Below are 26,552 nucleotides of genomic sequence, written 5' to 3' on the forward strand. Positions count from 1 at the left end.
GGAAAAATAATGAGTTTACCAAATTGTCCGAAATGTGGTTCAGAATATACATACGAGGATGGCTTAAATTATGTATGCCCAATGTGCGCACATGAATGGCCGATTAATCCTGAAGTTGAAGAGACAGCGGTTATTAAGGATAGTGTAGGAAATATTTTAAATGATGGAGATAGTGCTACTATTATAAAAGATTTAAAGGTTAAAGGGACTTCATCCGTCATTAAGAAAGGTACGAAAGTAAAAAGTATCCGTATTATCGAACCGGAAAATGGTCATGACATTGATGGTAAAGTGGATGGCTTTGGTCAGTTAAACTTAAAAAGTGAAGTTGTGAAAAAGTTAAATGAATAAGCGTATCGATAGCATTGATATACTTCGAGGTATGAGTATTATCGGGATATTATTTATGAATATCGTGGGCTTCCATATGAATGAAGTTTATACGGATCCTTTAGTGTATTTTAAATCGCCGCTTGATCAGTGGTTATATAAGTTAAATATTATTTTTATTCATAATTCATTTTATCCGATATTCGCGTTTTTATTTGGCTTCGGTTTAGCCATAATGGCCGAAAATATTAAAGGTCGTGGTGGTAACTTTATTCCAGTGTTATATAGAAGGATGGCAGCATTACTCGTATTTGGACTTTTACATGGTTTCTTCTTGTTCTATGGCGATATTTTAAATGTCTATGCTGTCATAGGACTTGCTGCAATAATATTTTTACTGTTTCCAAATATTATTACGCTCATCACAGCGATAATATTAATTGTATTGAATATGATGAGAGCATTACCGAGTATGTTTGCGATATTTATGCAGCCGGATTTCTTCGGTAAAGAACTCGTAAGTTTTGAAACTTCACAAAATGAATGGATTAAAGTGATGTCGAGCGGTAACTTAAGCAATATTGTTCAATATAATAGTGATTTCTTCTATCAGGGGTTTGCAATCATTAATCCAGGTACTACGCTGAGTTATTTCTTAACGATCATGCCTTTTATATTATTAGGGATGTTTGTGAAACGTGCGAATCTATTGAAGGAAATAACAGAACATAAAGTGACGATGTTCGTGATTTCATTTGTCTTTGCATTTGTAGGCATTACTTTGAAATATTTAATGATTGCTTACGAAATCAATGTGATGGCTTCTTATGATTTTATTTATTATGGTGGGGTATTGTTATTTATAAGCTACATTATATGGGTCACGTTACTGTGCGAGTATCCAGCAGTAAAGAAATTATTTGAGCCATTTCAACGTATGGGGAAGATGAGCTTTACATTATATATTATGCAGAGTTTATTAATGTTCATCGTATTTTATGTATTTAGACAATATGGTCAATTATCAATTGCACAAGTATATCTTGTTGCACTTGCAATCGTGTTGTTCCAGATGATTTTTACAAGTATTTATTTCAAAAAGTTTAAACAGGGCCCTCTCGAATGGATTTGGCGCAAGATTACCTATATGAAATAATGTCATTATTGCAATGAATTTTTTAAATAGGAATTTACGCGTTTCTATGTTACAATAACATGGCTATTCAATCATGAGGAGGTGCATCAAATGCGCGTAGAATTACAGGGAAAAATAGAATATTACGTGTTAAGTGGAGATTTTGAATCTGCTAAAGCATTGATGCAATCGACTGACTTTATGATGTTTGAAGAAGCATTTGTAAGTGCCTGTCATGATAGTGAATCTGTGATGTATTATACGTTTATATTAGAATGTATGAAAGATACAGAAACAGTGGAACTACACGATTTAGCATTCTTACTGTTAGTTTATCCTTTAAGTGAAGTAAACGGCGCATTTAATAGTGCATATTATCATGCAATGCGTTCTGTTGAAATGACCGATAGCAATGAAGTGAAAAGTTTGTTACAACTCTTATTTTTATATGCTGTGCCAGAGCCGGTGATTACGGATAAAGAAGCATTTGATACAGCGAAACAAATATTAAAGCTTGATCCTAAAAATCAGGTTGCAAGAAATATGTTAAAGCAAGCTGCTAAAAAGTTAGATAAAGTGGTCGTTGATTTCAATCAAATATCAAAGAAAGCGTAATGACCGATGTCATTACGCTTTTGCTTTGTCTTACGCCTATTTACGGCGACTACAAAGCAACCTCAAGGCTGAACGCTTTGTCTAACGCCTATTTTATTCTTCTAACCATAACTCAATCGGGACGATAATCGGGAATTGTCCACGGTCTTCAGATAGTTTTGTAATAATTGATGACGCTTTCGCATATAAAGGAATTGCAAACATGCCTTCTTCCTTCTTAATTTCTGAAATAACATCAACTTCACTGCCATCTTCACTTTGGATCAGGATTGCTGCTTCGATAACGCCGTCTACTTGAGTACCAAAGTGTCCGAACATAAATGTTAATCTAAATTCATAAAGACTTGGATCTTGTTCACTTTGTTCATAATCTAATCGGTGCATTGTTGTTGGTTCTGGTGACATATCTTCAAAATCTCTTACATGCGCTTCTTTCAAGAACATATGTACAACTTGTTTGTTTAATTCCACTCTAATCGCTCCCTTAATATAAGTTATCTTCATTATAATATTATTTTACTGATTCACAAAGTTATTGATTGTATAATTATTATTTAGTTTGTAAAATTTAGTGGTGATAATGTAATTTTATACTAACATGATGTTTTGTTATTGATTCGTATTATTTAATGTTGTAAGATGTATAGACAAATAAAAGGAGAGTATTGAGCGCTAGCTCATTATTTTTTTGGAGGAAACATGAAAAAATCAACAATTATAATGATTACTTTTTTAATTGGTGCATTCTTTACGTTCTTAAATGAAACGTTACTGAATATCGCATTAACGGAAATAATGCGCGTATTTAATGTAGATGCACCTACCGTTCAGTGGCTGGCTACTGGATTTATGCTGGTGATGGGCGTATTGATGCCGTTATCTGCATCACTTATACAATGGTTTACAACGAGGCAGTTATTTATCGGTTTAATGTCTTTATTTTTAATCGGAACATTGATTGCAGGTTTTGCTGTCAACTTTCCGATGATTCTTGCAGGTCGTATGATACAGGCTGCAGGTACGGGACTGCTTATTCCAACGATCATGAATGCGATGCTGAATTTATTTCCGCCGCATGAGCGTGGTAAAGTAATGGGGAATTTTGGTCTTGTGATGATGTTCGCTCCAGCGATTGGTCCGACGTTATCAGGCGTTATCGTTGATACTTTAGGCTGGCGCTGGTTATTCTTCTCGGTTGTGCCATTTGTCATCTTCTCAATTGTATTTGCTATGCGTTACCTAGAAAATGTCGGTGAAGTAACGAAACCGAAGATTGATATTTTATCTGTCGTGTTATCGACTATTGGTGTTGCTGGTATCATTTATGGGTTCAGTTCAGTAAGTACAGCTAAAGGTGGATTTGGTAATCCGATGATTCTTACATTTATTATTGTCGGAATTGTAGCGATGGTATTGTTTGCATTAAGACAACGTAAACTTGCTGATCCATTACTTGATCTTTCTGTATTTAAATATGCAAACTATGCGCGTGGGATGTTCATCTTTGTTGTCGTTGTAATGGCTATGTTTGCTTCAGAAATCGTGATGCCGATGTATTTACAAGGTCCGATGGCATTTAGTGCAAAAGTGGCAGGTATGATTTTATTACCCGGGGCATTATTAAATGGTGCGATGAGTCCTGTTATGGGACGTATCTTTGATAAACTAGGGCCAAGAAAAATGATTATTCCTGGAATGTTTGTACTGGCACTTGTCATGCTATTCTATTCAACCATTCATCCTGGTATCAGCGTTTATGTCTTCATCGTTGTCTATATGGTATTAATGGTGAGTATTTCAATGATTATGATGCCGAGTCACACGAATGCAATCAATCAGTTACCGAAGAAACTATACCCACATGGTACGGCAATCGGTAATATGATTCAGCCAATTGCTGGTGCAATGGGTATTTCAGTGTTCGTAAGTATTATGACACATGGTCAAAAGAAAGCGCTAGAAGGGATTTCAAACCCATCGATGACCCAAGTTAATGAAGCATTAACGACAGGGGTGCATCATGCATATTGGTTTGCGATTGCCTTAACAGTTATCGGTCTAATCACAGCATTATTTATTACGAAATCTGTGGCACCTGAGGGTGAAACGTTCGGACTTCCGGAAGAACATTCAAAATAATGTTTTATTAATATAATAGCAGGGTAAACAAACATGTCTGTCTTAACAGGCATGTTTTTTAAATACGATAAAGGAGCGTTTTGATGAGTAAAAATAATATAGAAGCAATAAAAATTGGCTTCGCGTATGTAGGTGTTATTGTAGGTGCAGGTTTTTCTACAGGTCAAGAAGTTTTAACATTTTTTACGAACTATGGTATATATAGTTACCTAGCTATATTAATCGCTGGCTTGATGCTCACTTTCTTTGGACGCCAAACTGTAAAGTTAGGTTATGGTTTAGATGCAGAGAATCATGAATCTACGATTCAATACCTATTTGGTAAAAAATTTGGAAAAGTGATTGACTATCTTTTAGTATTTTTCTTATATGGTTTAGCTACAATCATGGTTGCTGGTGCAGGTAGTGCAGCACATGAAAGTTTTGGTCTACCTATATGGTTAGGATCACTAATTATGGTAATAGCGATTATTATTACTTTATTATTAGATTTTAGTAAAATAATTGGTGCGTTAGGTATAGTAACACCTTTTTTAATAATTGCAGTAACTACGATTGCTGTATATTATTTCTTTAAAGGTTCGATATCATTTGGAGAGATTCAAAGTCATATTAATACTGATAAACAACCATTTAAACTTTCATTCTTACCAGAAAGTTCATTGTGGTGGTGGTCAGGACTTAATTATGGAGGTCTTGCTTTTGCAAGTGGATTTAGTATACTCGCAGCGATAGGTGGAGACGCTAGTCGTATGAGAGTTGCAGGAAAAGGTGCAACAATTGGTGGAATTACGTTATTAATACTATTATTGATGGTGAACTCAGGATTATTAAGTGAATTAGATAAGATTAATAATTCTGCAATACCAACATTAATATTAGGTAAAGCGATTCATCCAATTCTTGGAATTGCTTTAAGTATAATTATGTTGATGGTAATATATAATACGATTGCAGGATTAATGTACTCATTTATTGCAAGATTTTCTGAACCATATTCTAAAAAATATAAAATAATGCTATTTAGTTTAATGGGACTATCATACTTATTAAGTTTTGTAGGATTTTCTAAATTAGTACAAACTGCTTATCCATTATTAGGCTATGTCGGTATTATTTTATGTATCGGTATTGCAAAGAAATACTTTGATCGAAAGAAAAAAGGTAAAAATCATATCGCATAAAGATAAAATGGGGATTGCCCCATTTTATTTTTTTATCATTTTAGGTGTTATGCTATAATAATGACCTACGAGAAAGGGCGGTTGCATTGAAGAAAAGATATTTAATTTACATCATTTTAATTGCGTTGATAACGATGGGAATCAGTGTGATGATGGGATGGCATATTAGTGATGATGCGAGATTATCAGAAAATGCTTTACTGAATGAGCGTGCGATAGAAGCATCAAATGTAAAGATGCTAAGAAACGTTACATATAGCGATATTGCCCCGTTATCACAGATGGATATCATTATGCCGAAAAACATCAAAAAAGGTGATAAATTACCGCTTATTATGTGGACACACGGTGGTGGATTTATTGCTGGAGATAAACGCCATAAAAATCCGTATCTTGCACAGATTGCAGAGAAGGGATTTATTGTAGCGAATATCAATTATGCATTGGCACCGGGAAACCAATATCCAACACCTATCCTGCAGGAATTAGCAGCGGCAAAATTCTTAAAGAAAAATGATCATCAATTACCGATTGATTTTACTCAGATTATCATCGGTGGTGATTCTGCTGGTGCTCAAATTGCAAGTCAGTTTGCAGCGATGCATACGAATAATAAACTGATGCATGATATGCAGCAAAAGCCTGTGTTTAAAGCCAATCAACTGAAAGCAGTAGTATTGTTTGGAGGGCTATATAATATGCAGACTGTGCGTGCGACAAAGTTCCCACGTATAGAACTGTTTATGGAGAGCTATACCGGTGAAAAGCATTGGGAGAAGCAATTCAAACCGATAGAGCAGCTCAGTACGACAGCAAATATTACGAAGCGATATCCACCGACCTTTCTAACGGTTGGCGATGCTGATCCATTTGATTCTCAGGCGCATGAACTGGTGAAAGTGCTAAAAGCAAGCAATGTACCATACGCCTATTCATTTTTTGATGACACGCATGGATTACGCCATCAATATCAGTTTCATATGGAGCTGAAAGAATCTCGTCTGACATATCGTAAACTCATGATGTTTCTCGGTAATCATACAAGTCAGTCACCTTATTCATCAAATACTGTAAAAGAGAAGATACCTGAAATTAAGATAAAACAGGATAAAAATTAATAAATCATTTTTATGCATATAAGAAATTGGGTACAATATAAGAAATAACCGTATGGAGGTCAAAAGATGAAACCACGTTTATTACTAACAGGTGCGACAGGTTATATCGGTAAAAACTTATATGAATATTTAAAAGATGATTATGAAATTTATGCGATGAGTAAATATCCTGCTGAAGACAGCAAAGCAGATATGCATTGGGTCACAGGAGATATGTTCTCATTGAATGACTGTATAGATGCACTCGGTCAAGTGGACTTTGGTGTATATTTTTTAGACCCGACAAAACGCTCTAACAAGCTGAATGATGCGACGTTTCAGGATATTAATGCAATCAGTGCTGATAACTTTGCACGTGCGGCAGAAGCGACAAACTTAAAGGCGATCATTTACGTGAGCGGTACAGGTGAGGATGAAGAAACGATTAATATCCTGAAAAGCTATAAAACACCAGTTCAAATCACAAAGACACCCGTTAAACGAAAAGGTATCGTTGCGCAAACCCAAAACTCTAAATCGAATGATGTCCGTAGCATTCAGCGTACATTAATGCCTTCCAGCTGGACGGTTGAACGTGTGAGTAAACATTACTTTGCATGGTTAAGTGACATGGCACTGGACTTTGTAGAAGTAAAAGAAAATGACGGTCGCTTTGAAATATATGGTGTTAAGAAGCATATCTTAACGCTTGAAAAAGATGATGAGAAATCTGATGACAATCGCATTGTCTATAATATAACAGGCGGTGTATTACATCATGCACACGTTGATAGTAGGGCACGTATGGAATTCAGACGACTAAAAGGTACGGATACGTTAATCATTGCGCTACATGATTATGAGCCGACGTTACCATGGCTTGTTTATATGCTTACGCAGGCACCCATTCATCATTTAACGATGAAGATATTTGATGTGGAGATGCGTATCGAACGTTTCCAGGAAGAAAAGGAAAAAGGTATTGAGAAGAAATATACAAAATAAAGGCAAAATGGCATCCTGATGTACTATGCATCAGGGTGTCTATTTTTTTACTTTTCAGACAAGTTTACAATACTGAAATACTAAATTTACAATACTGTAATATAGTAAACGTTTACTATAAATAGTTTACTTTATTTTTACAAAACACTATGCTTTCACTGTTTTTTCCTATAGAATATCGTTGTAGTCATAAAATATGTTTTTTATTAATGGGAGGATTTACGATGTTTAACAGAAAGAAAGATAAGTTTGCAGTGCAATTAGAAGCGATGGCAGAAAATCTGGATCGTGCAGCGATTGCATTTGGTGAGATGACGTTTCATAATGCGTTTGATCTGAAAAAATATGCAGACAATATTAAAGCATACGAAACAAATGGTGATGAGTTAATGCATCAGATGATTTCTGACTTAAATCAAACATTTATTACACCAATTGAACGTGAAGATATTCTTGCTTTATCCAATGCTATTGATGATGTTATGGATGGTATGGAAGAGACGTCAGCGATGTTTGAAATGTATTCTATCGAATATTCAGATGAGTATATGGCTGAATTTGTTCAGAACATTCAAGGTTGTACAAAGGAAATTAAGACAGCAGTGACACTTGTTGCTGAGAAGAAGTTATCTCACGTGCGTGTACACTCTATTAATATTAAAGAGCATGAAACAAACTGTGATGGTATTTTAAGACAATCAATTAAACATATCTTATCTGTAGAAACAGATCCTTTAACTGTGATGAAAGTTAAAGACATCTATCAGTCTTTAGAAGATATCGCTGATAAATGTCAGGCAGTAGCAAATATACTTGAATCAATCATTATGAAAAATAGTTAAGGAGCATTTTTATGGAACCGATTATTATTTTTACGTTTGCGATTGTGTTCTTCGCGTTAGCCTTTGACTTTATCAATGGTTTCCATGATACAGCGAATGCAATAGCAACAGCAGTTTCTACTAAAGCGTTAAAGCCTCGTCATGCAATTCTAATGGCAGCTGTACTGAACTTCATCGGAGCGATTCTCTTTCACGGTGTAGCTAAGACAGTAACAAAAGATATCGTTGACCCGTTTACGTTACAAAATGGTCAAGTTGTAATATTAGCGGCATTAATTAGTGCAATCACTTGGAACTTACTTACTTGGTATTATGGAATTCCAAGTTCATCATCTCATACATTAATCGGATCAATTGCAGGTGCTGCAGTTGCCTCTGGTGGATTTGGCATATTAGAATATGCTGGATTTACGAAAATTGTTGTCGGATTAATTATTTCACCACTACTTGCATTTATCGTCGGATATATTATGTATACGATTATTAAAACAGTATTTAAAAATGCGAATCTGACTAAAACAAATCGTAGTTTCAGAGTTGTACAAATCTTTACAGCAGCAGCTCAAGCTTTTGCCCATGGTTCTAACGATGCCCAGAAGGCGATGGGGATTATTACGATGGCATTAATCTCAGCAGGCATGCAGACCGGAAGTACTGAACCACAAACGTGGGTACAGTTATCATGTGCTGCAGCAATGGGACTTGGTACAGCAGTTGGTGGATGGAAGATTATTAAAACTGTTGGTGGTAACATTATGAAGATCAGACCAGCAAACGGTGTAGCGGCAGATTTATCATCAGCTTTAATTATCTTTAGCGCTACTTATACACATTTACCAGTATCAACAACACACGTTGTATCATCATCAATTTTAGGTGTCGGGTCAAGTCACCGTGTGAAAGGTGTAAAATGGACAACAGCACAACGTATGATCATTACTTGGGTAATTACGATGCCAATTTCAGCTTTACTTGCAGCAATTGTTTTTTATATCGTTAATTTTGTTACACATATCTTTTAATTAAATGATACATATTCGGGTAAACTAATATTAGTTTATCCGAATTTTTTTATGGAGGGATGAAGATGAAACACATTGTATTTGTGCATAGTGCCGGCGTACAGTCGGTTACGAGTGGTAGTAATCCACTCATTAGAAAGACGAAAGAAGAGATACCGGAATACATCTGGCATGCAGGTGATTATCCAAGAGACATCGGACAAATTTATGATAACTGGGTGAAAGTATTCATACAGAGTTTAGCTGAAGTACCGATGGATGAACCGGTTATATTAATTGGTCATTCGTTTGGTGGCACGGTTATTACAAAATATTTAACCGAAAACACAGTACAGCACAACATCGAAAAAGTAATCATGATTGGTTCACCATATTTCGGCTGCGATGAGAAATTTAGTGATTCACAAAATATCATAACTGGTGAATTAAAAGTAGCAGCCCCCTTATATCATATACAGTCAGAAGATGATGACCGCGTTCATATCAGTCATCAGAAATGCTGGCAAGAAAAGTTCCCGGAAATTCAGTTGATTACAGAACAAAGTGGCAAACATGAATTCCATGATGGTATTCAAGCCCTCAATCAACTTTTAAAATAGAGATATTTGCACGGTTTAATGTTTAAACCGTGTATTTTTTATATCTTTTTTAGTGACAATTTTGTAAACGCTTCAAAGTAACCGTTTACAAAAATAAAACTTTAAAGTAATATACTTGTATACAAGTAGACGGGGTGGAAAGAATGCTACCGAAACAGTGGATAGAAAATTTATCGTCAGGAGAACGTATCGCTTTTCATTTAAGACATAAGATTATTTCAGGTGAGGTAAAAGGCAACGAAAAACTTTCTGAAAATCAATTAGCTACATTATATGAAGTGAGTCGGTCACCTATTCGTGATGCATTAAAGATTCTCGCAAATGATCACCTGATTCGATTAGAACGTATGGGTGCTGTAGTGTGTGCTTTATCGGATAAAGATATTCAGGAATTGTACGATATGCGTATTATGATTGAAGGGTTTGCATTTGAGAAAATTGATCATGCAACAATAGAAACATTAGTACTCGAACTTGAAAAGAAACTTGAGATGATGCGTGTTGCGGTTAAATTTAATGATGCTGCAGAATTTGCGATGCAGGATATTTTATTTCATCAGACGATGATTGAATCCATTCATCATCAGCAGTTAGAAAAACTATGGCAGGCGATTAAACCCAATATGTTAATCCTTAATCTCATTTCAATGCAGCAACGAATGAATGAAGATAAAGCAGATTTTGAACGAATATTTAATAATCATGAGATGTATATTAAAGCAGTACGTACCCAGGACAGAAAGTTATATAAGAAAGTGCTGCACATTAATTTTGATGATTTAAATGATGAGGTGGATGATTTATTCTACTCTCAAACGAAGGAGGATATTTAAATGTATATGATCGGTGTTGATATCGGTACGACAAGTACGAAGAGTGTACTTTATAACATGCGTGGAGAAATCATTGCAGTCCATCATAAAGAATATCCATTACTTACCCCACATAGTGATATAGCTGAGCAAGATGTCCAGCAAATATTTGATGCAGTGATAGAGACGATTGCTCACGTTGTAAAGATAAGTAAAGCTAAAGAAGATGAAATAGCTTTTGTAAGTTTTTCGAGTGCGATGCATAGTCTGATATTAATGGATGAGGCACATCAACCACTGACGAATAGTATTACATGGGCCGATAATCGTAGTTATAAATACAGTGAACTGCTCAATCGAGAATATGATGGTCTATCCATTTATCAGCGCACAGGTACACCAATTCATCCAATGAGTCCTTTAAGTAAACTGATGTGGTTTAAACATGAAGAGGTAGATACATTTCGTGCTGCGAATAAATTTATCGGTATTAAAGGATATGTGTTCTTCAAATTATTTAATCGTTACGTAGAAGATTATTCGATATTAAGTGCGACAGGATTATTTAATATCAATACATTAGACTATGATGAAGCCGTGCTTGAGCTCCTTGGACTTACAAAAGCCAATTTCTCAGAAGCGGTAGATACGACAGAAGTCATTACTGGTCTTAATGTTGAATATGCGAGACTGATGGGGATTAGCCCTGATACACCATTTGTCATTGGAGCAAGTGACGGTGTATTAAGTAATTTAGGTGTTGATGCCTTCAAACCTGGAGAAGTTGCTGTAACAATCGGTACGAGTGGTGCTATTCGTACTGTGATCGATGCACCGAAGACAGATGCACACGGCAGATTATTTTGCTATGCATTAACGAAAGATAAGTGGGTTATTGGCGGACCGGTGAATAATGGTGGCGTCGTGTTACGCTGGATTCGTGATGAATTTGCATCCAGTGAAGTAGAAACTGCAAAACGTCTAGGTATAGATAGCTATGAAGTGCTTACAAAGATTGCTGAACGTGTACCACCAGCGAGTAATGGGTTGATCTTCCATCCATTTTTAGCCGGAGAACGTGCACCTTACTGGAATGCCAATGTACGCGGTTCATTCTTCGGACTGACATTATCACATAAAAAAGAGCATATGATACGTGCTGCTTTAGAAGGTGTCATCTTTAATCTATATACCGTATTTATCGCATTAGGTGTATTGATGGATGGTGAAGTAAAGACGTTGAAAGCAACAGGTGGATTTGCGAAAAGTGCACTCTGGCGTCAAATGATGGCTGATATATTTGAACATGAAGTGATTGTTCCTGAAAGTGTTGAAAGTTCATGTTTAGGCGCAGTTACACTTGGACAAGTGGCACTTGGTATTAAACCGGATTTCAATCACATCAGTGATATGGTGGGCGTTACAAAACCGCACAAACCGATTCACGAGCATGTAGTGCTCTACCGTGAAATATTACCGATTTATATGAAAGTAACGAATCAATTGATGGATGTTTATCTAGATATGGCAAACTTCCAGAGAAATCATGAAGGGAATGAAACAGAATGAATTTTATGACAGCACAATGGCCGCTAATCACGGTATTTATCGCAATACTACTATTGTTATTTCTTATTATGGGACTGAAGTTAAATACCTTTATCTCATTAATTGTTACAGCATTTACGACAGCATTGTTATTAGGGATGCCGCTAGATAAAGTAGTGGCAACAATTGAGGCAGGCATGGGCGGAACGCTTGGACATATCGCACTTATCTTTGGACTTGGTGCGATGCTCGGGAAATTACTTGCTGATGGTGGTGGTGCAACGCGTATCGCGCACACATTGATCGACAAGTTTGGTTTAAAACATATTCAGTGGGCTGTTGTCGTTGCATCATTTATTATTGGTATCGCATTATTCTTTGAAGTTGGATTAGTATTGCTTATTCCAATCGTCTATACAATCGCAAAAGAAACGAAATTACCAGCACTTTATTTAGGTATTCCAATGGCGGCAGCGTTATCAGTAACACACGGATTCTTACCGCCCCATCCAGGGCCGGTTATGATCGCCAAAGAGTATGGTGCAAATTTAGGTGAAGTATTATTATATGGTTTTATTATCGGAATACCGGTTGCAATAATTGCGGGACCAATCTTCAATAAAATTGCTCAGAAAATTGCACCGACTGCTTATACACGTGAAGGTGATATTTCATCACTCGGTAAAAATGTACATTTTAAAATTGAAGACACACCAGGATTTTTTATCAGTACATTAACTGCTTTATTCCCGGTTATCTTAATGTTAATTGCTACAGTAGTGAAATTGATTGTTGAAGCGGGTGGCGTAGCACCAAATGCATTGATGAAAACCATCTACTTAATTGGTGATGCATCAACTGCAATGTTGATTTCAATTATATTAGCGATATTTACGATGGGATTAAATCGCGGCAGACAAATGAAAGATGTAATGCAGTCAGTGACAGATGCCATCTATCCAATCGGGATGATGATCTTGATTATCGGTGCAGGTGGCGCTTTCAAACAAGTCTTGATTGATGGGGGTGTCGGTAAACATGTTGAAACTTTATTTACGCATTCAGACTTCTCTCCAATATTACTGGCATGGCTGGTTGCAGCAGTATTACGTATCGCTTTAGGATCAGCGACAGTTGCTGCGATATCAACGACAGGTATCGTTATTCCAATCTTAGAATCAAGTGATGTGAATTTAGCGCTCGTTGTACTCGCAACAGGTGCAGGTAGTGTTATTGCCTCTCATGTCAATGATGCAGGATTCTGGATGTTTAAAGAGTACTTTGGATTAACTGTGAAAGAAACAGTGTTAACATGGACATTGCTTGAAACAATTATTTCAGTGAGTGGACTCATCTTTATATTAATATTTAGTATGTTTGTTTAGATTAGACAGCCTTTGGGTTGTCTTTTTTACTTTGAGTATTAATTTAATATATTGATAGGATATCCTTATAGTATAGAGTTTAACTATAAAGTCCACAATATTTGTGTAATATGACGAAACAAAGTACAATAATATATACAAAAATAATAATTTTTAAAAGAATGAGGGATTTAATGAATAATTATAGTTATCAGGCTCCACGACAAATGTCACATGGCTCTGCAATAAGAAATGCATGGCTTTATTTCATGTATTACTGGGTGGTTTTTGCGGCTGGAACGTTTGTCGGACAGTTCGTGCCACCAGGTATGCGTATGATGGTTTCAGTCTTAATATTCGCTTTAGTAATCATTTCTTTATTTGTTAAAGCTTCAAGAAAATTTGGCGCAGTCATTTCAAACGTAATGGCATTTGCACTTGGCGTAGTAAGTTATGCTTCATTTATGTATTATATCGGAACGCTCGGGCCAACTGTATTCTATCAGAACGTAGGGTTAGCAATTGGTGCATTCCTAGCATTCGGTGCAATGGGTTACTTCGTTGTTGGTGATGCAACCAACTTAGGTCGTCTATTATTCCCGGCGCTTATTGTATTAGTATTAGCAAGCTTTGCGGGAATTTTCATTCAAATACCGATGTTCCATCTCGTGATTACGATTGCAGGTCTTGCGATTTTCTTACTATATACAATTTATGATTTTAACAGAATGAAACGTGGTCAATTTTCCCCACGTGAAATGGGCTTTAACTTATTTATTAACTTGTTAAATATCATCATGGATATTTTACGTTTAGCAAGTATTTTAAGAGATTAGCATTAAAGAATTTTGAGGATACACGTTTGTCGTGTTTCCTTTTTTTTGTTTTGTGCTATTGAAAATATAAGTGTATAATAATGACATATTAATTTGAAAGAAGCGTGTATATAATGGGTCGTAAGTGGAACAATATTAAAGATAAGAAAGCAGCAAAAGATAAAAATACGAGTCGTATTTATGCAAAATTTGGTCGTGAGATTTATGTTGCAGCAAAATCTGGTGAACCAGATCCAGAATCAAACCAAAATTTAAAATTCGTACTTGAACGTGCAAAAACATATTCTGTACCAAAACATATCATTGATCGTGCCATTGAAAAAGCTAAAGGTGGCGGCGAAGAGGATTTCGATGAATTACGCTATGAAGGTTTTGGGCCAGGTGGATCAATGTTAATTGTTGATGCGTTAACGAATAACGTCAACCGTACAGCAAGTGATGTGCGTGCAGCTTTCGGTAAGAATGGCGGTAACATGGGTGTTTCTGGTTCAGTAAGCTATATGTTCGAAAACACTGCAGTATTTGGTTTTGATGGTAAGACAGCTGACGAAACATTAGAATTATTAATGGAAGCCGATATCGATGTCCGTGACGTGTTAGAAGAAGATGGACACGTAATCGTTTATGCTGAACCTGATCAATTTGCAGCTGTCCAAAATGCGTTAAAAGAAGCAGGCGTTGAAGAGTTTACAGTAGCAGAGCTTTCAATGCTTGCACAAAACGAATTACAGTTATCAGATGCCGACTTAGAAGTATTTGAGAAACTAGTCGATGCAATCGAAGATTTAGAAGATGTACAAACAGTACATCACAATGTGGAATTATAATTGATTTGAAGTCAGGATGAATCCTGACTTATTTTTATGCAAAATAAAATCGTACAGGTGATAAAATGATTCAGGACCAATCGGTATCAAAAAAGAAGTTCAGACCAGAAATAGAAGGTCTTCGTGCAGTTGCTGCATTGCTTGTTGCAATCTATCATATATGGTTAGGTAAAGTTTCTGGTGGGGTTGATGTGTTCTTTGTCGTAAGTGGCTTTTTAATTACGACGAGTCTACTTTCTAAATTTCGTAGGACAGGCACAGTAAATTTCTTTGAGTTTATTATGGGACTGTTAAAAAGGTTGATGCCTCAAGCATTTTTTGTCTTGTTTACTGTGATTATATTAAGTTATTTCTATTTGCCAGGTGCGAGATGGATGCAGACGATAAAAGAGGTATTTGCTTCTGCATTGTACTATGAGAACTGGCAACTGGCTTTTAATTCAGTAGATTATTTAGATGCAGGCAATGAGAAGAGTCCTGTACAGCATTTCTGGGCGATGAGTATACAGGGACAATTTTATTTGATTTGGTTCTTTGTAATATGGTGCGCTATTTTACTATCACGTTTATTTAAACAACAGATAAAAAAACCTTTGTTTGTACTACTCGTAATATTGTTTAGTGTATCACTAGGCTACTCTATTTATCTTACACAAGTTAATCAGCCATGGGCATATTTTGATACACGTACACGCGTATGGGAGTTTAGTTTAGGTGGCATACTCTGTCTAATGATACAACGCATTAAGTTGCCATCATTTTTGTCTGCAGTAGCAGGTTGGTTTGGATTAATCATGTTGATACTTTGTGGTATTTTACTTGAAGTTTCCACAATGTTCCCAGGTTATATTGCATTATGGCCCACGTTATCTGCTGTGTTAATATTACTTTCCGGAGAGAATGCTACAAAATTTGGTGTAGAACGATTACTTGGTTCAAAATGGATGGTTAAACTTGGCGGCTATTCATATGGCTTTTATTTATGGCATTGGGTATTGCTGACATTTTATCATGTAATCTTTAACAATGAACACGTGTCTATTTTGCATGGATGTCTAATTATGGCTGCGTCACTTTTATTATCAGTATTAGTCACACACTTAATTGAGCGTCCGATTCGTTTACTTAAAGCTCGTAATAATTCATGGCCAGTATTGTTAGTGATATTACTTTGCTTAGCACCGGTTCTTGGGCTGAATTCATTATGGCAAAACCATATGCATCAGGAAATAGAAAAAAGTAAAGCACTTGCTAAATCAAATCAATATCCTGGTGCAAAAGTCTTTGAAATGAATGATTTTAAAGAAAAGCCTTATATCCCACGGGATGCTAATATTAAAGAAGATCAGGCACAAACGTATAAAGATGGTTGTCACGTATCGAGTAATTCTCCTGAAGTGAAAATTTGCGAATATGGTGTTACTAAAGGGTATGATTATACGGTTGCAGTTGTTGGTGGAAGCCATTCTACACATTGGTTTACAGCTGTTCATGATATTGCTAGGAAGCATAAGATTCGCTTATTAAACGTAACAAAGAGTGGGTGTCGTTTATCTACTGATAGAAAAGGCTTACCATCTTGTGATAAGTGGAATGAGCAAGTTGTAGAGAAAGTAAGCGCAGAGCAGCCAGATCTTGTGTTAGCCATGGCCGAAATTTCGTATTTCGACGTGACTGAAGTTCCGCAAGGTTACATCGAACAGTTTAATGCCTTTACAGAGCGTGGTATTGAAATATTTGCAATAAGAGATACACCTTATTTCAGGAAGGACGTACCTGAATGTATTCAGGCAAATGGACGTGATAGTGATCTTTGCAAGGTTGAGAAAGCACTTGTTGTGCCAAAAACAACAGATTGGTCAAAACTTGCTGAAAAACCAAAAGGTGTTCATTTTGTAGATTATACGGATAAAATCTGTCCGGATGATTATTGTGAACCTGTTGTAGGGAATGTTGTCGCCTATTTTGATAAATCACATATGACAAAAACATTTGTATCAACACTAACACCTTACGTTGAAAAAGATATGATGCCAATATTAGAAGATATAAAAGCCAAACGTGAGAATGTTTTGTCAGCTAAAGAAGATATACCGGAAAGTTATAAAGATGGTTGTCATATTCAGGATAAATCGAAAACAGTTAAAAGCTGTATCTATGGTAAGAAAGATAACTATAAATATACAGTAGCACTCGTTGGAGACTCACATTCAGCGCATTGGTTAGGGGCATTGCAAACGATATCTGAAAAGTATCCTATACGTATCGTTAATATGACGAAAAGTGGCTGCAGCCTTGAAGAGAAAGCAGTTGCACGTCCAGACTGTAAAGCATGGAATGATTCGATTATTGATAAGATAAAAGCGTTGAATCCTGATCTCGTCTTTACAACTGCTGAGAAATCATATTTTAATATCACTACTGTACCACCAGGGTATATTAAACAGTTTCATAAATTACAGAGCGCAGGCATTGAAATATTTGGTGTAAGAGATACACCTTACTTTAGAAATAGTGTACCTGAATGTGTCGCTCAAAATGGTGCAAAAAATATCAAATGTACTGTACCGAAAAATCAAGTCGTACCAAAAACGACAGACTGGTCAAAACTTAAAGAAAAACCTTCGAATGTACATTACTATGATTATACTCAATACATTTGTCCAAAAGAGCGATGCGAACCAGTTATAGATGGTGTCATAGCGTATTCAGATAAAGGTCATATGACACAAAGTTTTGTTAAAACTTTAGCACCACACATCGAATCGGATTTAATGCCGTTACTTAAAAAGACGAAATCAAACAAAGAGGATAAAAAATGATTAGAAAGTTTGAAGAAAATGATATTGATGCCATACAAAAGATGAATGCAGCAGAAGGTTGGGACAATTTAGTTGCACGTCATGAACAGACACTTGCTGCATGGTTAAATAGTGAGAGTTACGTCTATATTGAAGAAGAACAGGTTGTTGGTTGTGCCAGAGCTATTACAGATGGACATATTAGTCTCTATCTTTGTGAATTAATTACACATCATGATTATAGAGGCCGTGGTATTGCAAAGGCATTGGTTGAACATATTCACCAGTTATACCCGACCACACGTATGGAATTGCTGGCAACAAGTGACTCTAAAGGCTATTATGAAAAAAGTTTCAGACCATTTTATGGTTTTAGAAGGACATTTGGTGAATAAGGATTGAAATTGTGTATCTTTTCGATACTTTGAGTATCCGGAAAAGATGCATTTTTTTTTTTAGTTTCGCAAAAAGTTAATTCCTATTATCACAGCATGATTTTTGATATATTTTAGGTAAAAGGAGCTGATAAAATGGATTTAGGTTTACAAGATAAAGTCGCAGTGATCACAGGTTCTAGTAAAGGTATCGGGAAAGAAACAGCAACAGTTCTGGCTGAAGAAGGGGCAAACGTTGTTATCGCCAGCCGTCATGAAGATGAACTGATTGAAGTGGTAAAAGAAATTAAAGAGAAAACAGGCAAAGAAGTCGCATATCAAGTATGTGACGTAACAAAAGAAGCAGATTGTAAAGCATTCGTACAAAAGGCAATTGATACTTATGGCAAGCTTGATATATTAATCAATAATGCAGGTAGTGCGTTTGCTAAAAATTTTGAAGAAGTTTCTCTGAATGATTGGCAGGAGGATTTAGATCTTAAACTATTTGGAGCAGTGCATATGTTACATGCCGCGATTCCAGAACTTAAGAAAAATGGTGGGGCAATCGTTAATCTTACAGCTGTCGCAGGTAAGAATCCACCAGCTAACACAACACCAACCTCTGTTACACGTGCAGCAGGATTGGCATTAACAAAGACACTCAGCAAAGATTTAGCACAATACAATATTCGAGTAAATGCTGTATGTATCGGCTTAATTCGTAGCGGACAAATTGAGAAACGCTGGCAGGAAGAAGCACCAGAATTAACTTGGGAAGAATATGCAAGAGATCCGAAGTTTGATATTCCGTTAGGTCGTATTGGTGATACACGTGAAGCAGCGAATGTTATTTCATTCTTAGTCAGTGAAGCGGCAAGTTATGTGACAGGTGTAGCAGTCAATATCGATGGCGGGAAATCACCGAGCTTATAAGCAATAATGTTGAACACACGTTTGTGTGTTCTTTTTTTGTGTAATTTTTGTCATTTCCACTTGCATTTTTCTGTTATAGGTGTATTATAATGAGTAGTACAGTTAATACAGTAGAACGGAGAGATACAATGATATCAATCGATAATCGTAGTCGTGTCCCCATTTATGAACAACTCGTTAATGGATTTAAGTTACAAATCATAAATGGTGTGCTGCAAACAGATGATCAGCTACCTTCAGTCAGACAGCTTGCACAAGAGCTCACGATAAATCCAAATACGATTCAAAAGGCTTATCGAGAGTTAGAACATTTAGGATTTACATATTCAGTACCTGGCAAAGGCAGTTTTGTAAATAAAATTGAGGATACGATGCACAAGGAGCGTATAAACATGTTATCTGAATCATTAGAGAAAATTGTACAGGAACTACTATTCCTAGGGTTAACAAAGGAAGAGATTATTCAACAAATTCAGAACGTGAGGGGTGATTCCAATGATTCAAATTAATCATGCAACAAAATTATTCGGAACATATACTGCAGTAGACGCTGCCACTTTAACGATTCTTCCAGGAACAATTCAAGGATTACTCGGAAGTAACGGCGCAGGAAAGACGACACTTCTTAAGATGATTGCAGGAATTTACCGCACAGATCAAGGAGAGATTTTATTTAATGATCAACCTGTATTTGAAAATGAATCATATAAATCAAAGATGATATTTATATCTGATATTCCATATTTCTTTAATCATGCCAACTTAAAAGAAATGGGAGAATTCTTTAAAAATCTTTACCCAAATTTTAGTTATGAACGTTTCGAACAGTTGATTGAGTTGCTTAAGCTGAATCCAAATAAAAAATTGTCTAAATTATCTAAAGGAATGAAACGTCAATGTGCCTTTATATTAGCAATTGCAGCTAGACCAGAAGTGATGTTACTCGATGAACCATTTGATGGACTTGATCCAATCGTTCGACATACGATAAAAAATATACTTATACAGGATGTGAGTAATCATAACATGTCACTGTTTGTCTCCAGTCATAATTTACGTGAAATGGAAGATTTCTGTGATTCAGTGTCTTTAATGCATGAGGGAAAGATTTTAATGGCGAGAGATTTAGATGATTTAAAAGGAAATGTCGCTAAAATTCAAATGGCGTTTGAGCGTATTCCAGATGATCAGTTCTTTGAAGGAATGAATTTAATACAAAAGACTGTAAAAGGTCGTGTTGTTACATGTATCGTTAAAGGAAAATTTGATGATTTAGAGCAGTATATTACATCCGGTCATCCCTTACTGTACGACATATTACCATTATCACTTGAAGAAATATTTACATACGAATTAGGAGGCTATGGTTATGCAATTGAAAACATTATCGTTGAATAAGGCACTATTCAGTAATTTATCACGTTCAATCATTGCACTTACAATTATTAATATCATATGTACTTTTATTCTTGTGCCATTCTCATATGTTATTGCACATCTTGATAGTGTAAATAGCGACCACCAGCATAGTAAATATTTGATTGGTGAAATGATGACAAGCCCTATTTATTTTGTAGGTTCGATGAGTTATGCACTGTTATGTGCGGTGTTTATGACATATTTCTTTAAGTCTCAAGCTGCATCTGACTTTATTCATAGCTTGCCGATTAAACGTGAAAGTATTCTCGTTACAATTTATGCTGTGTTTTTTTCACATTTGATGCTTAATTTATTCGTTAACGGACTCATATCATGGATTTTTGGATTTAAATACTTATCTATCGAACTAGAAAAAGTAGTGATATGGATATTGTTAAATTGTTTGATAGATTTCTTTATCTTTACGGTTACATTGTTATTCGGATTATACATTAACAATATGCTAAACCATATCATTTCATCAGTAATATTGATTGCTTCACCTTTTATCGTGATGACATTAATCTATACAACACATATGTTCATGTTTAAAGGATTACAACAATATCCTGATAAAATAATGACCAATCTGACTGTTCCGATTCGTTTTATTAATGATGTTGTGACAGATCAGTTTAGTATTCAATATTTAATAATTTTGTTAATTGTCACTATTATCATCTCGATTTTATTATTTGTTATATATCAACACAGAAAGAATGAAAGAATTAATGAAGCATATTCAACAAATTATGCTCACTTCATCACATTTTTTATTTCAATGTTTATTGCAACAATGCTTGGTGGTATTATTTTTAATTCAATATTTTTTGAACAAAAAATACTGACAATCTTTATTTACCTCGTATCATTTGTAGTTGTATACATCTTTCTTGAAATGGTTGCACAAAAATCAGTGCGCATACAATATGATAAAAAATTGTTTCTACTTACACTTGGGCTTGTCATAATAGCTTTTGCTGGTGTATTTGTCTCTGGGCAGATGAGAGAGCAATATGTGCCAAAAGTAGAAGACATCGCAAGTGTAAAAACCTCTATCGATGAAAATAATACATTGGCAGAAGAAAGTATATTAAGTCAATCAGCTATAAAAGATAAGAAAATTATTCAAACTGTGATAGATGCGCATAAAGATTTGATTCAAGCTAATAAAGCATCTTTTAATAATGATACCAGTACAATGACCATCAATATTGATTACAAATTAAATGATGGCAGAAAAATTAATAGATTTTATCAAATTGAAGAAAAAATATATGATCGTTATATGAAAAAAGTAGCGACGCAGGAAAATATTGCACGTATTTCGAATGATATACCCTGGGAAAAATTATTTAATAAAAATATATATTTAAATATTGAAACTTCTGATAGTTCTTATGCTGGAACGTCATTGAATAACAAGCAAAAACAGATGCTATTAAAATTATTGAAGCATAAATATAATCATTTTAAAGTTTTACAAGGTGTACCATCAAATAATTCAGCATTACATTTTACATTTAATGAAAGTAATGAAGATGGATATGAAGAAGCAATTTATATCTCAGTTTATGATAAAGATATTATTAATTTTTTAGTGAAAGAAAATATTATTGAAAGTCCTAGTTCAGCATTACCACTAGGCAAAGTATATGACCTGGGTAATATATCGAATTACAGTAAAATCGGTAGTAGCGATGTGAGAGATTTACCTTTTGCAAAGAAAATAGATCGTAGTAAGTTCAATAAAGAATTTAATGAAAACGGTGCTGACGCGAAAGGAAATCATTTATATTTCTTTGATGAAAGTTACCAGTACGTCGTAATGAAAAAGTAATGAACAAAGTCCTTCCGGGCTTTGTTTTTTGTTATAATAAAGAAAATATGGGGGTGTACTATGCCTAAAAAATCTTCGAATACAGTAGTGAAAAAGAGCAAAAATAGACGCAAGAAAAAGAAAATTGGATTTAAAAAAATAATTTTAATTTGTTTTGGCATTTATATAATCTGTGCCATTTACGGTGCATTAAAGCCGCTGCCAGGCGGTATTTCAAAGTGGTACGATTACAGTAGGACGAACAATGCTGAAGTGTTAATCGATAACACATATGAGAAGAATAAAGTGATGCATTATGATCATGAAATCTTTAAAGCACAATTACAGGCAATTCGCGATGCACAGGATTTTATTATTCTGGATATGTTTTTGTTTAATAATGCTTATGATGGTGAAATTAAATTTCCTAAATTAACTGAACAATTAACGGATGCATTAATTGCTAAAAAGAAGGCTCAACCGAATATCAGAATTTACATGTTAACTGACCCAATCAATTCATTCTACGGTAGTTATACACCAGAGCATTATAAAAAGTTGCGCGCAAATGGTATTAATTTATACGAGACGAATTTAGTAGCTCTAAGAGACTCTAATCCAGTTTATTCAGGTTTTTGGCGTCCGACATTACGTTGGTTTGGCAATAATGAGAATGGTTTAATCACCAATATATTTTCAAAAGATGAACCGAATGTAACAGTTCGTGGATTTGGTAGATTGCTCAATATGAAAGCCAATCACCGTAAAACGTTAGTAACGGAGAAAACTGCAATTATCGCTTCAAGTAACCCACATGATCCGAGTGGTCATCATCAGAATGTTGCTTTAAAAGTAAGTGGGCAAATACAGGAAGATTTAATCAATAGTGAAGTACATGCGATGAACATGAGTGGTGCAGATTTAAGGATAGGTGACTTTGAGATCAATAAACGTGCATTTAATAACGGCATGGATTATACGACAACACTAGTTACTGAAGGAAAGATTAAAGCTGCGCTGTTAGAAGAGATTGGTCGAATGAGCGATGGAGATTCTGTTAAGATGGGCATGTTCTATATATCTGACCGTGATATTGTAAAATCTTTAATCAATGCAAGTAAACGTGGTGTTGATGTGCAGTTGATACTAGATGTGAACAAAGAAGCATTCGGTAAAGAAAAACCGGGCATTCCGAATAAACCTGTAGCGCATGAATTAATTGCAAAGTCAGATGATAACATCAAGATTAAATGGGCAGTGAGTCATGGCGAACAGTATCATGCGAAATTTACATTACTTGAGGATAAGGATAAGCATAAATCGACTTTAATTTTAGGTAGTGCGAATTTAACAAGACGTAATGTCGGTGACTTAAATCTAGAGACGGATGTTATGATTTCTGGACAATCGAGCTTACCAGTATTTACTAAGATTGATCAGGATTTTGATGCGAAATGGGATAATACATATGCGCATGTGACAGATCATTATGATGTAAAGAAGGATCCTTCATTCTTAAAATCCGTGATTTATCGCATTCAGGAGTTTAGTGGATTATCAAGTTTTTAATAGTATTTGATGGCCGACAAACTGGATTTATCGGCCAAGAATGCACAAAATTAGAAGAAAATCGAAAATGATGGCCGACAAACTGGATTTATCGGCCAAGAATCCACAAAATTAGAGGGAAATTGAAAATGATGGCCGACAAACAGCATTTATCGGCTAAGAATGCACAAAATTAGAGGGAAATCAAAAATGATGGCCGACAAACTGGATTTATCGGCCAAGAATCCACAAAATTAGAGGGAAATCAAAAATGATGGCCGACAAACTGGATTTATCGGCCAAGAATCCACAAAAATAGAGGGAAATCGAAAATGATGGCCGACAAACAGGATTTATCGGTCAAAAAAACCATCTCAAAATTTTTTAAAAAATTGTGTTGACAGATATTTTGATTCACTGTAACATGTAAAACAACTTAATAAATATTTTATCAAGAGAGACAGAGGGATATGGCCCGATGAAGTCTCAGCAGCGGACTCTAATTTAGAGCACTGTGCTAATTCCATCAAGCTCACGCTTGGCAGATAAATTCGGACGTGTAACGTGCATTTAGCTACCAGCTGAGTGCACGTTTTTTATTTTGGGAGGAGAAAAAATGGGAATCATTGAAATTGATCACGTGACTAAAACGTATCAAACAAAGAAAGGTCTGATTAATGCGCTAGATGATGTATCGCTTTCAATCGAGAAGGGTCAAATATACGGTATTGTTGGATATTCAGGTGCTGGGAAATCTACTTTACTCAGGTTAATTAATCGACTTGAAGCACCATCTTCTGGTTATGTTTATGTCGAAGGTAGAGATATCGTTGGATTAAAAGAGAAGGATTTACGTAAACAGCGTCAAAATATCGGCATGATATTTCAGCAGTTTAATTTATTTAAAGCAAAGACTATCAGTGATAATATTCGTTATCCTTTAAAGCTAACGAAACAATATACTAAAGCTGAAATCGAGCAGCGAGTAGACGAATTACTGGCATTTGTCGGTCTTGCTGATAAGAAAGACGATTACCCAAATCAATTATCCGGTGGACAGAAGCAGCGTGTAGGTATTGCAAGAGCGTTAGCAACAAATCCTGATATATTACTTTGTGATGAAGCAACAAGTGCGCTGGATCCTGAAACGACAGATGAAATATTAAACCTGCTAAAAGATATCAATGAAAAGCTTAATATCACGATAGTGATCATTACCCATGAGATGGAAGTTGTGAAATCAATTTGTGATGAAGTGGCTGTAATGGAAAAGGGCAGAGTGGTTGAGAGTAACAAAGTATTTGAACTATTTACTACACCTGTTCATCCAACAACAAAGCGTTTTGTGCATAGTGTACTAAATGATGACATTCCTAAAGATATTAATGTTACGAATCGTAAACTATATCGCTTTATCTTTAATCATGAGCAAATTCTTGAGCCGGTATTGAGTAAGATTGGTAGAGCAAATCATGTTGATTTTAACATTTTGTATGGCGGTATAACCGAGTTAACTGATAGATTATTTGGTAATTTATTAATTGAAGCAGTTGGTGATGTTCAAAATATTCAAAGTGCCTTATCAGAAATTACACAGCACGGCATAGAAGTAAGGGAGGTAGAAGGATTTGAAAACTGATTTAAGTACATTCTGGCCAGTAATATTAGAGCACACGATCAGTACACTCATCATGGTAGCAATTACTTTAGTGCTGGCTACACTGATTGGTTTACCTTTAGGCATACTGCTCTATGCAACTGGTAAGGGTAATATTTTAGAAAATAAAGTGTTAAATACAATTTTGAATGCAATAATCAATACGATTCGACCGATTCCATTTATTATTTTCCTCGTAGCACTGATTCCGATTACAAGATTTTTAGTAGGTACATCTATCGGAATCTGGGCAGCGATATTTCCGATGACGTTAGCTGCATCATTATCTATTGCACGTGTTGTGGAAAACAATATCGTTTCAGTAGATCGAGGTGTAATTGAAGCGGCACAATCTATGGGGTCAAGTAAATTTGATATTTTATTCAAAGTATTAATTCCGGAAGCAGCAGGAGCACTCATTCTAGGCTTAACGTTTACTACCGTATCACTTATCGAGTTCTCTGCAGTAGCAGGTCTAGTTGGTGCTGGTGGTATAGGATATCTCGCTTTTACATATGGCTACCAGCGTTTTGACGTTGCAGTCATGTTTATTACAGTTTTAATTTTGATTGTCTTAGTACAAATCACACAATTTATTGGTAACAAAGTAGCAAGCATATATACAAGTCGTTTATAAAAAAAG

General features: G+C 35.4%; 25 protein-coding genes and 1 riboswitch. Of the genes, 24 read left to right on the forward strand and 1 reads right to left on the reverse strand.

The window, feature by feature from the left end; all coding sequences use genetic code 11:
* Positions 1-6: 6 nt before the first annotated feature.
* The 3 genes from BHU61_RS00815 (at position 7) to BHU61_RS00825 (ending at position 2,080) form a co-directional block, all read left to right on the forward strand.
* A complete protein-coding gene (locus BHU61_RS00815; RefSeq protein WP_146608854.1) occupies positions 7-351 on the forward strand; it encodes a zinc ribbon domain-containing protein YjdM in 345 nt (114 codons plus the stop codon).
* Positions 344-1,486: a DUF418 domain-containing protein gene (locus BHU61_RS00820; RefSeq protein WP_111714185.1), complete on the forward strand. Its 1,143-nt coding sequence runs from the start codon at positions 344-346 to the stop codon at positions 1,484-1,486. The genes BHU61_RS00815 and BHU61_RS00820 overlap by 8 nt, the downstream gene beginning before the upstream one ends.
* Before the next feature lie 90 nt (positions 1,487-1,576).
* On the forward strand, positions 1,577-2,080 hold the full coding sequence (locus BHU61_RS00825) for a hypothetical protein (protein WP_111714186.1): 504 nt from the start codon (positions 1,577-1,579) through the stop codon (positions 2,078-2,080).
* 93 nt (positions 2,081-2,173) lie between these two features.
* Here the strand turns inward: BHU61_RS00825 and BHU61_RS00830 are convergent, their stop codons facing one another.
* Positions 2,174-2,551 carry a hypothetical protein gene (locus tag BHU61_RS00830; RefSeq protein WP_099581192.1) on the reverse strand — a complete coding sequence of 126 codons (378 nt, stop codon included), beginning with the start codon at positions 2,549-2,551 and terminating at the stop codon, positions 2,174-2,176.
* Positions 2,552-2,779: 228 nt separating this feature from the next.
* Between BHU61_RS00830 and BHU61_RS00835 the strand changes: the two genes are divergently transcribed.
* From BHU61_RS00835 to BHU61_RS00935, 21 genes are all read left to right on the forward strand, one after another.
* A complete protein-coding gene (locus tag BHU61_RS00835) occupies positions 2,780-4,219 on the forward strand; it encodes a DHA2 family efflux MFS transporter permease subunit (protein WP_111714187.1) in 1,440 nt (479 codons plus the stop codon).
* 83 nt (positions 4,220-4,302) lie between these two features.
* Positions 4,303-5,403, forward strand: a complete 1,101-nt coding sequence (locus tag BHU61_RS00840; RefSeq protein WP_111714188.1) for a YkvI family membrane protein — start codon at positions 4,303-4,305, stop codon at positions 5,401-5,403.
* Positions 5,404-5,489: 86 nt separating this feature from the next.
* Positions 5,490-6,521 carry an alpha/beta hydrolase gene (locus tag BHU61_RS00845; RefSeq protein ID WP_242444204.1) on the forward strand — a complete coding sequence of 344 codons (1,032 nt, stop codon included), beginning with the start codon at positions 5,490-5,492 and terminating at the stop codon, positions 6,519-6,521.
* 66 nt (positions 6,522-6,587) lie between these two features.
* Positions 6,588-7,505: an NAD-dependent epimerase/dehydratase family protein gene (locus BHU61_RS00850; RefSeq protein WP_111714189.1), complete on the forward strand. Its 918-nt coding sequence runs from the start codon at positions 6,588-6,590 to the stop codon at positions 7,503-7,505.
* A 224-nt stretch (positions 7,506-7,729) separates the two neighbouring features.
* Entirely contained in the window at positions 7,730-8,347 is a 618-nt protein-coding gene (locus BHU61_RS00855) for a DUF47 domain-containing protein (protein WP_111714190.1), read from the forward strand.
* An 11-nt stretch (positions 8,348-8,358) separates the two neighbouring features.
* Entirely contained in the window at positions 8,359-9,369 is a 1,011-nt protein-coding gene (locus tag BHU61_RS00860) for an inorganic phosphate transporter (protein WP_111714191.1), read from the forward strand.
* A gap of 65 nt (positions 9,370-9,434) precedes the next feature.
* Complete coding sequence (locus tag BHU61_RS00865; RefSeq protein ID WP_170122419.1) at positions 9,435-9,968, forward strand: alpha/beta hydrolase; 534 nt, start codon at positions 9,435-9,437, stop codon at positions 9,966-9,968.
* A gap of 143 nt (positions 9,969-10,111) precedes the next feature.
* A complete protein-coding gene (locus BHU61_RS00870) occupies positions 10,112-10,801 on the forward strand; it encodes a GntR family transcriptional regulator (protein ID WP_111714193.1) in 690 nt (229 codons plus the stop codon).
* Complete coding sequence (gene gntK / locus BHU61_RS00875) at positions 10,802-12,349, forward strand: gluconokinase (protein WP_111714194.1); 1,548 nt, start codon at positions 10,802-10,804, stop codon at positions 12,347-12,349.
* A 5-nt stretch (positions 12,350-12,354) separates the two neighbouring features.
* Positions 12,355-13,713, forward strand: coding sequence for a gluconate:H+ symporter (locus tag BHU61_RS00880; protein WP_133454260.1), 1,359 nt, complete (start codon positions 12,355-12,357; stop codon positions 13,711-13,713).
* Between the two features lie 173 nt (positions 13,714-13,886).
* On the forward strand, positions 13,887-14,528 hold the full coding sequence (locus BHU61_RS00885) for a Bax inhibitor-1/YccA family protein (RefSeq protein WP_111714196.1): 642 nt from the start codon (positions 13,887-13,889) through the stop codon (positions 14,526-14,528).
* Positions 14,529-14,641: 113 nt separating this feature from the next.
* Positions 14,642-15,355: a YebC/PmpR family DNA-binding transcriptional regulator gene (locus tag BHU61_RS00890; RefSeq protein ID WP_099581170.1), complete on the forward strand. Its 714-nt coding sequence runs from the start codon at positions 14,642-14,644 to the stop codon at positions 15,353-15,355.
* Positions 15,356-15,420: 65 nt separating this feature from the next.
* Positions 15,421-18,177 carry an acyltransferase family protein gene (locus BHU61_RS00895; protein ID WP_111714197.1) on the forward strand — a complete coding sequence of 919 codons (2,757 nt, stop codon included), beginning with the start codon at positions 15,421-15,423 and terminating at the stop codon, positions 18,175-18,177.
* Positions 18,174-18,551, forward strand: a complete 378-nt coding sequence (locus tag BHU61_RS00900) for a GNAT family N-acetyltransferase (protein ID WP_111714198.1) — start codon at positions 18,174-18,176, stop codon at positions 18,549-18,551. The genes BHU61_RS00895 and BHU61_RS00900 overlap by 4 nt, the downstream gene beginning before the upstream one ends.
* Before the next feature lie 135 nt (positions 18,552-18,686).
* Positions 18,687-19,466, forward strand: a complete 780-nt coding sequence (locus BHU61_RS00905) for an SDR family NAD(P)-dependent oxidoreductase (protein ID WP_111714199.1) — start codon at positions 18,687-18,689, stop codon at positions 19,464-19,466.
* Positions 19,467-19,594: 128 nt separating this feature from the next.
* Positions 19,595-19,975 (forward strand): GntR family transcriptional regulator, encoded by a 381-nt coding sequence (locus tag BHU61_RS00910; protein WP_111715489.1) that lies wholly within the window; start codon positions 19,595-19,597, stop codon positions 19,973-19,975.
* Complete coding sequence (locus BHU61_RS00915) at positions 19,962-20,864, forward strand: ABC transporter ATP-binding protein (RefSeq protein WP_111714200.1); 903 nt, start codon at positions 19,962-19,964, stop codon at positions 20,862-20,864. The genes BHU61_RS00910 and BHU61_RS00915 overlap by 14 nt, the downstream gene beginning before the upstream one ends.
* Positions 20,836-22,725: a hypothetical protein gene (locus tag BHU61_RS00920; protein ID WP_111714201.1), complete on the forward strand. Its 1,890-nt coding sequence runs from the start codon at positions 20,836-20,838 to the stop codon at positions 22,723-22,725. Before BHU61_RS00915 ends, BHU61_RS00920 begins: the two co-directional genes overlap by 29 nt.
* Before the next feature lie 60 nt (positions 22,726-22,785).
* Positions 22,786-24,273 (forward strand): phospholipase D family protein, encoded by a 1,488-nt coding sequence (locus BHU61_RS00925; protein ID WP_111714202.1) that lies wholly within the window; start codon positions 22,786-22,788, stop codon positions 24,271-24,273.
* A gap of 424 nt (positions 24,274-24,697) precedes the next feature.
* Positions 24,698-24,804, forward strand: a riboswitch (SAM riboswitch).
* 70 nt (positions 24,805-24,874) lie between these two features.
* Positions 24,875-25,891, forward strand: a complete 1,017-nt coding sequence (locus BHU61_RS00930) for a methionine ABC transporter ATP-binding protein (RefSeq protein ID WP_111715491.1) — start codon at positions 24,875-24,877, stop codon at positions 25,889-25,891.
* Entirely contained in the window at positions 25,881-26,546 is a 666-nt protein-coding gene (locus tag BHU61_RS00935) for a methionine ABC transporter permease (protein WP_099581150.1), read from the forward strand. Before BHU61_RS00930 ends, BHU61_RS00935 begins: the two co-directional genes overlap by 11 nt.
* Positions 26,547-26,552: the final 6 nt, after the last annotated feature.

Origin of the sequence: Macrococcus epidermidis (assembly GCF_003259695.1) — a bacterium.
Taxonomy (GTDB): domain Bacteria; phylum Bacillota; class Bacilli; order Staphylococcales; family Staphylococcaceae; genus Macrococcoides; species Macrococcoides epidermidis.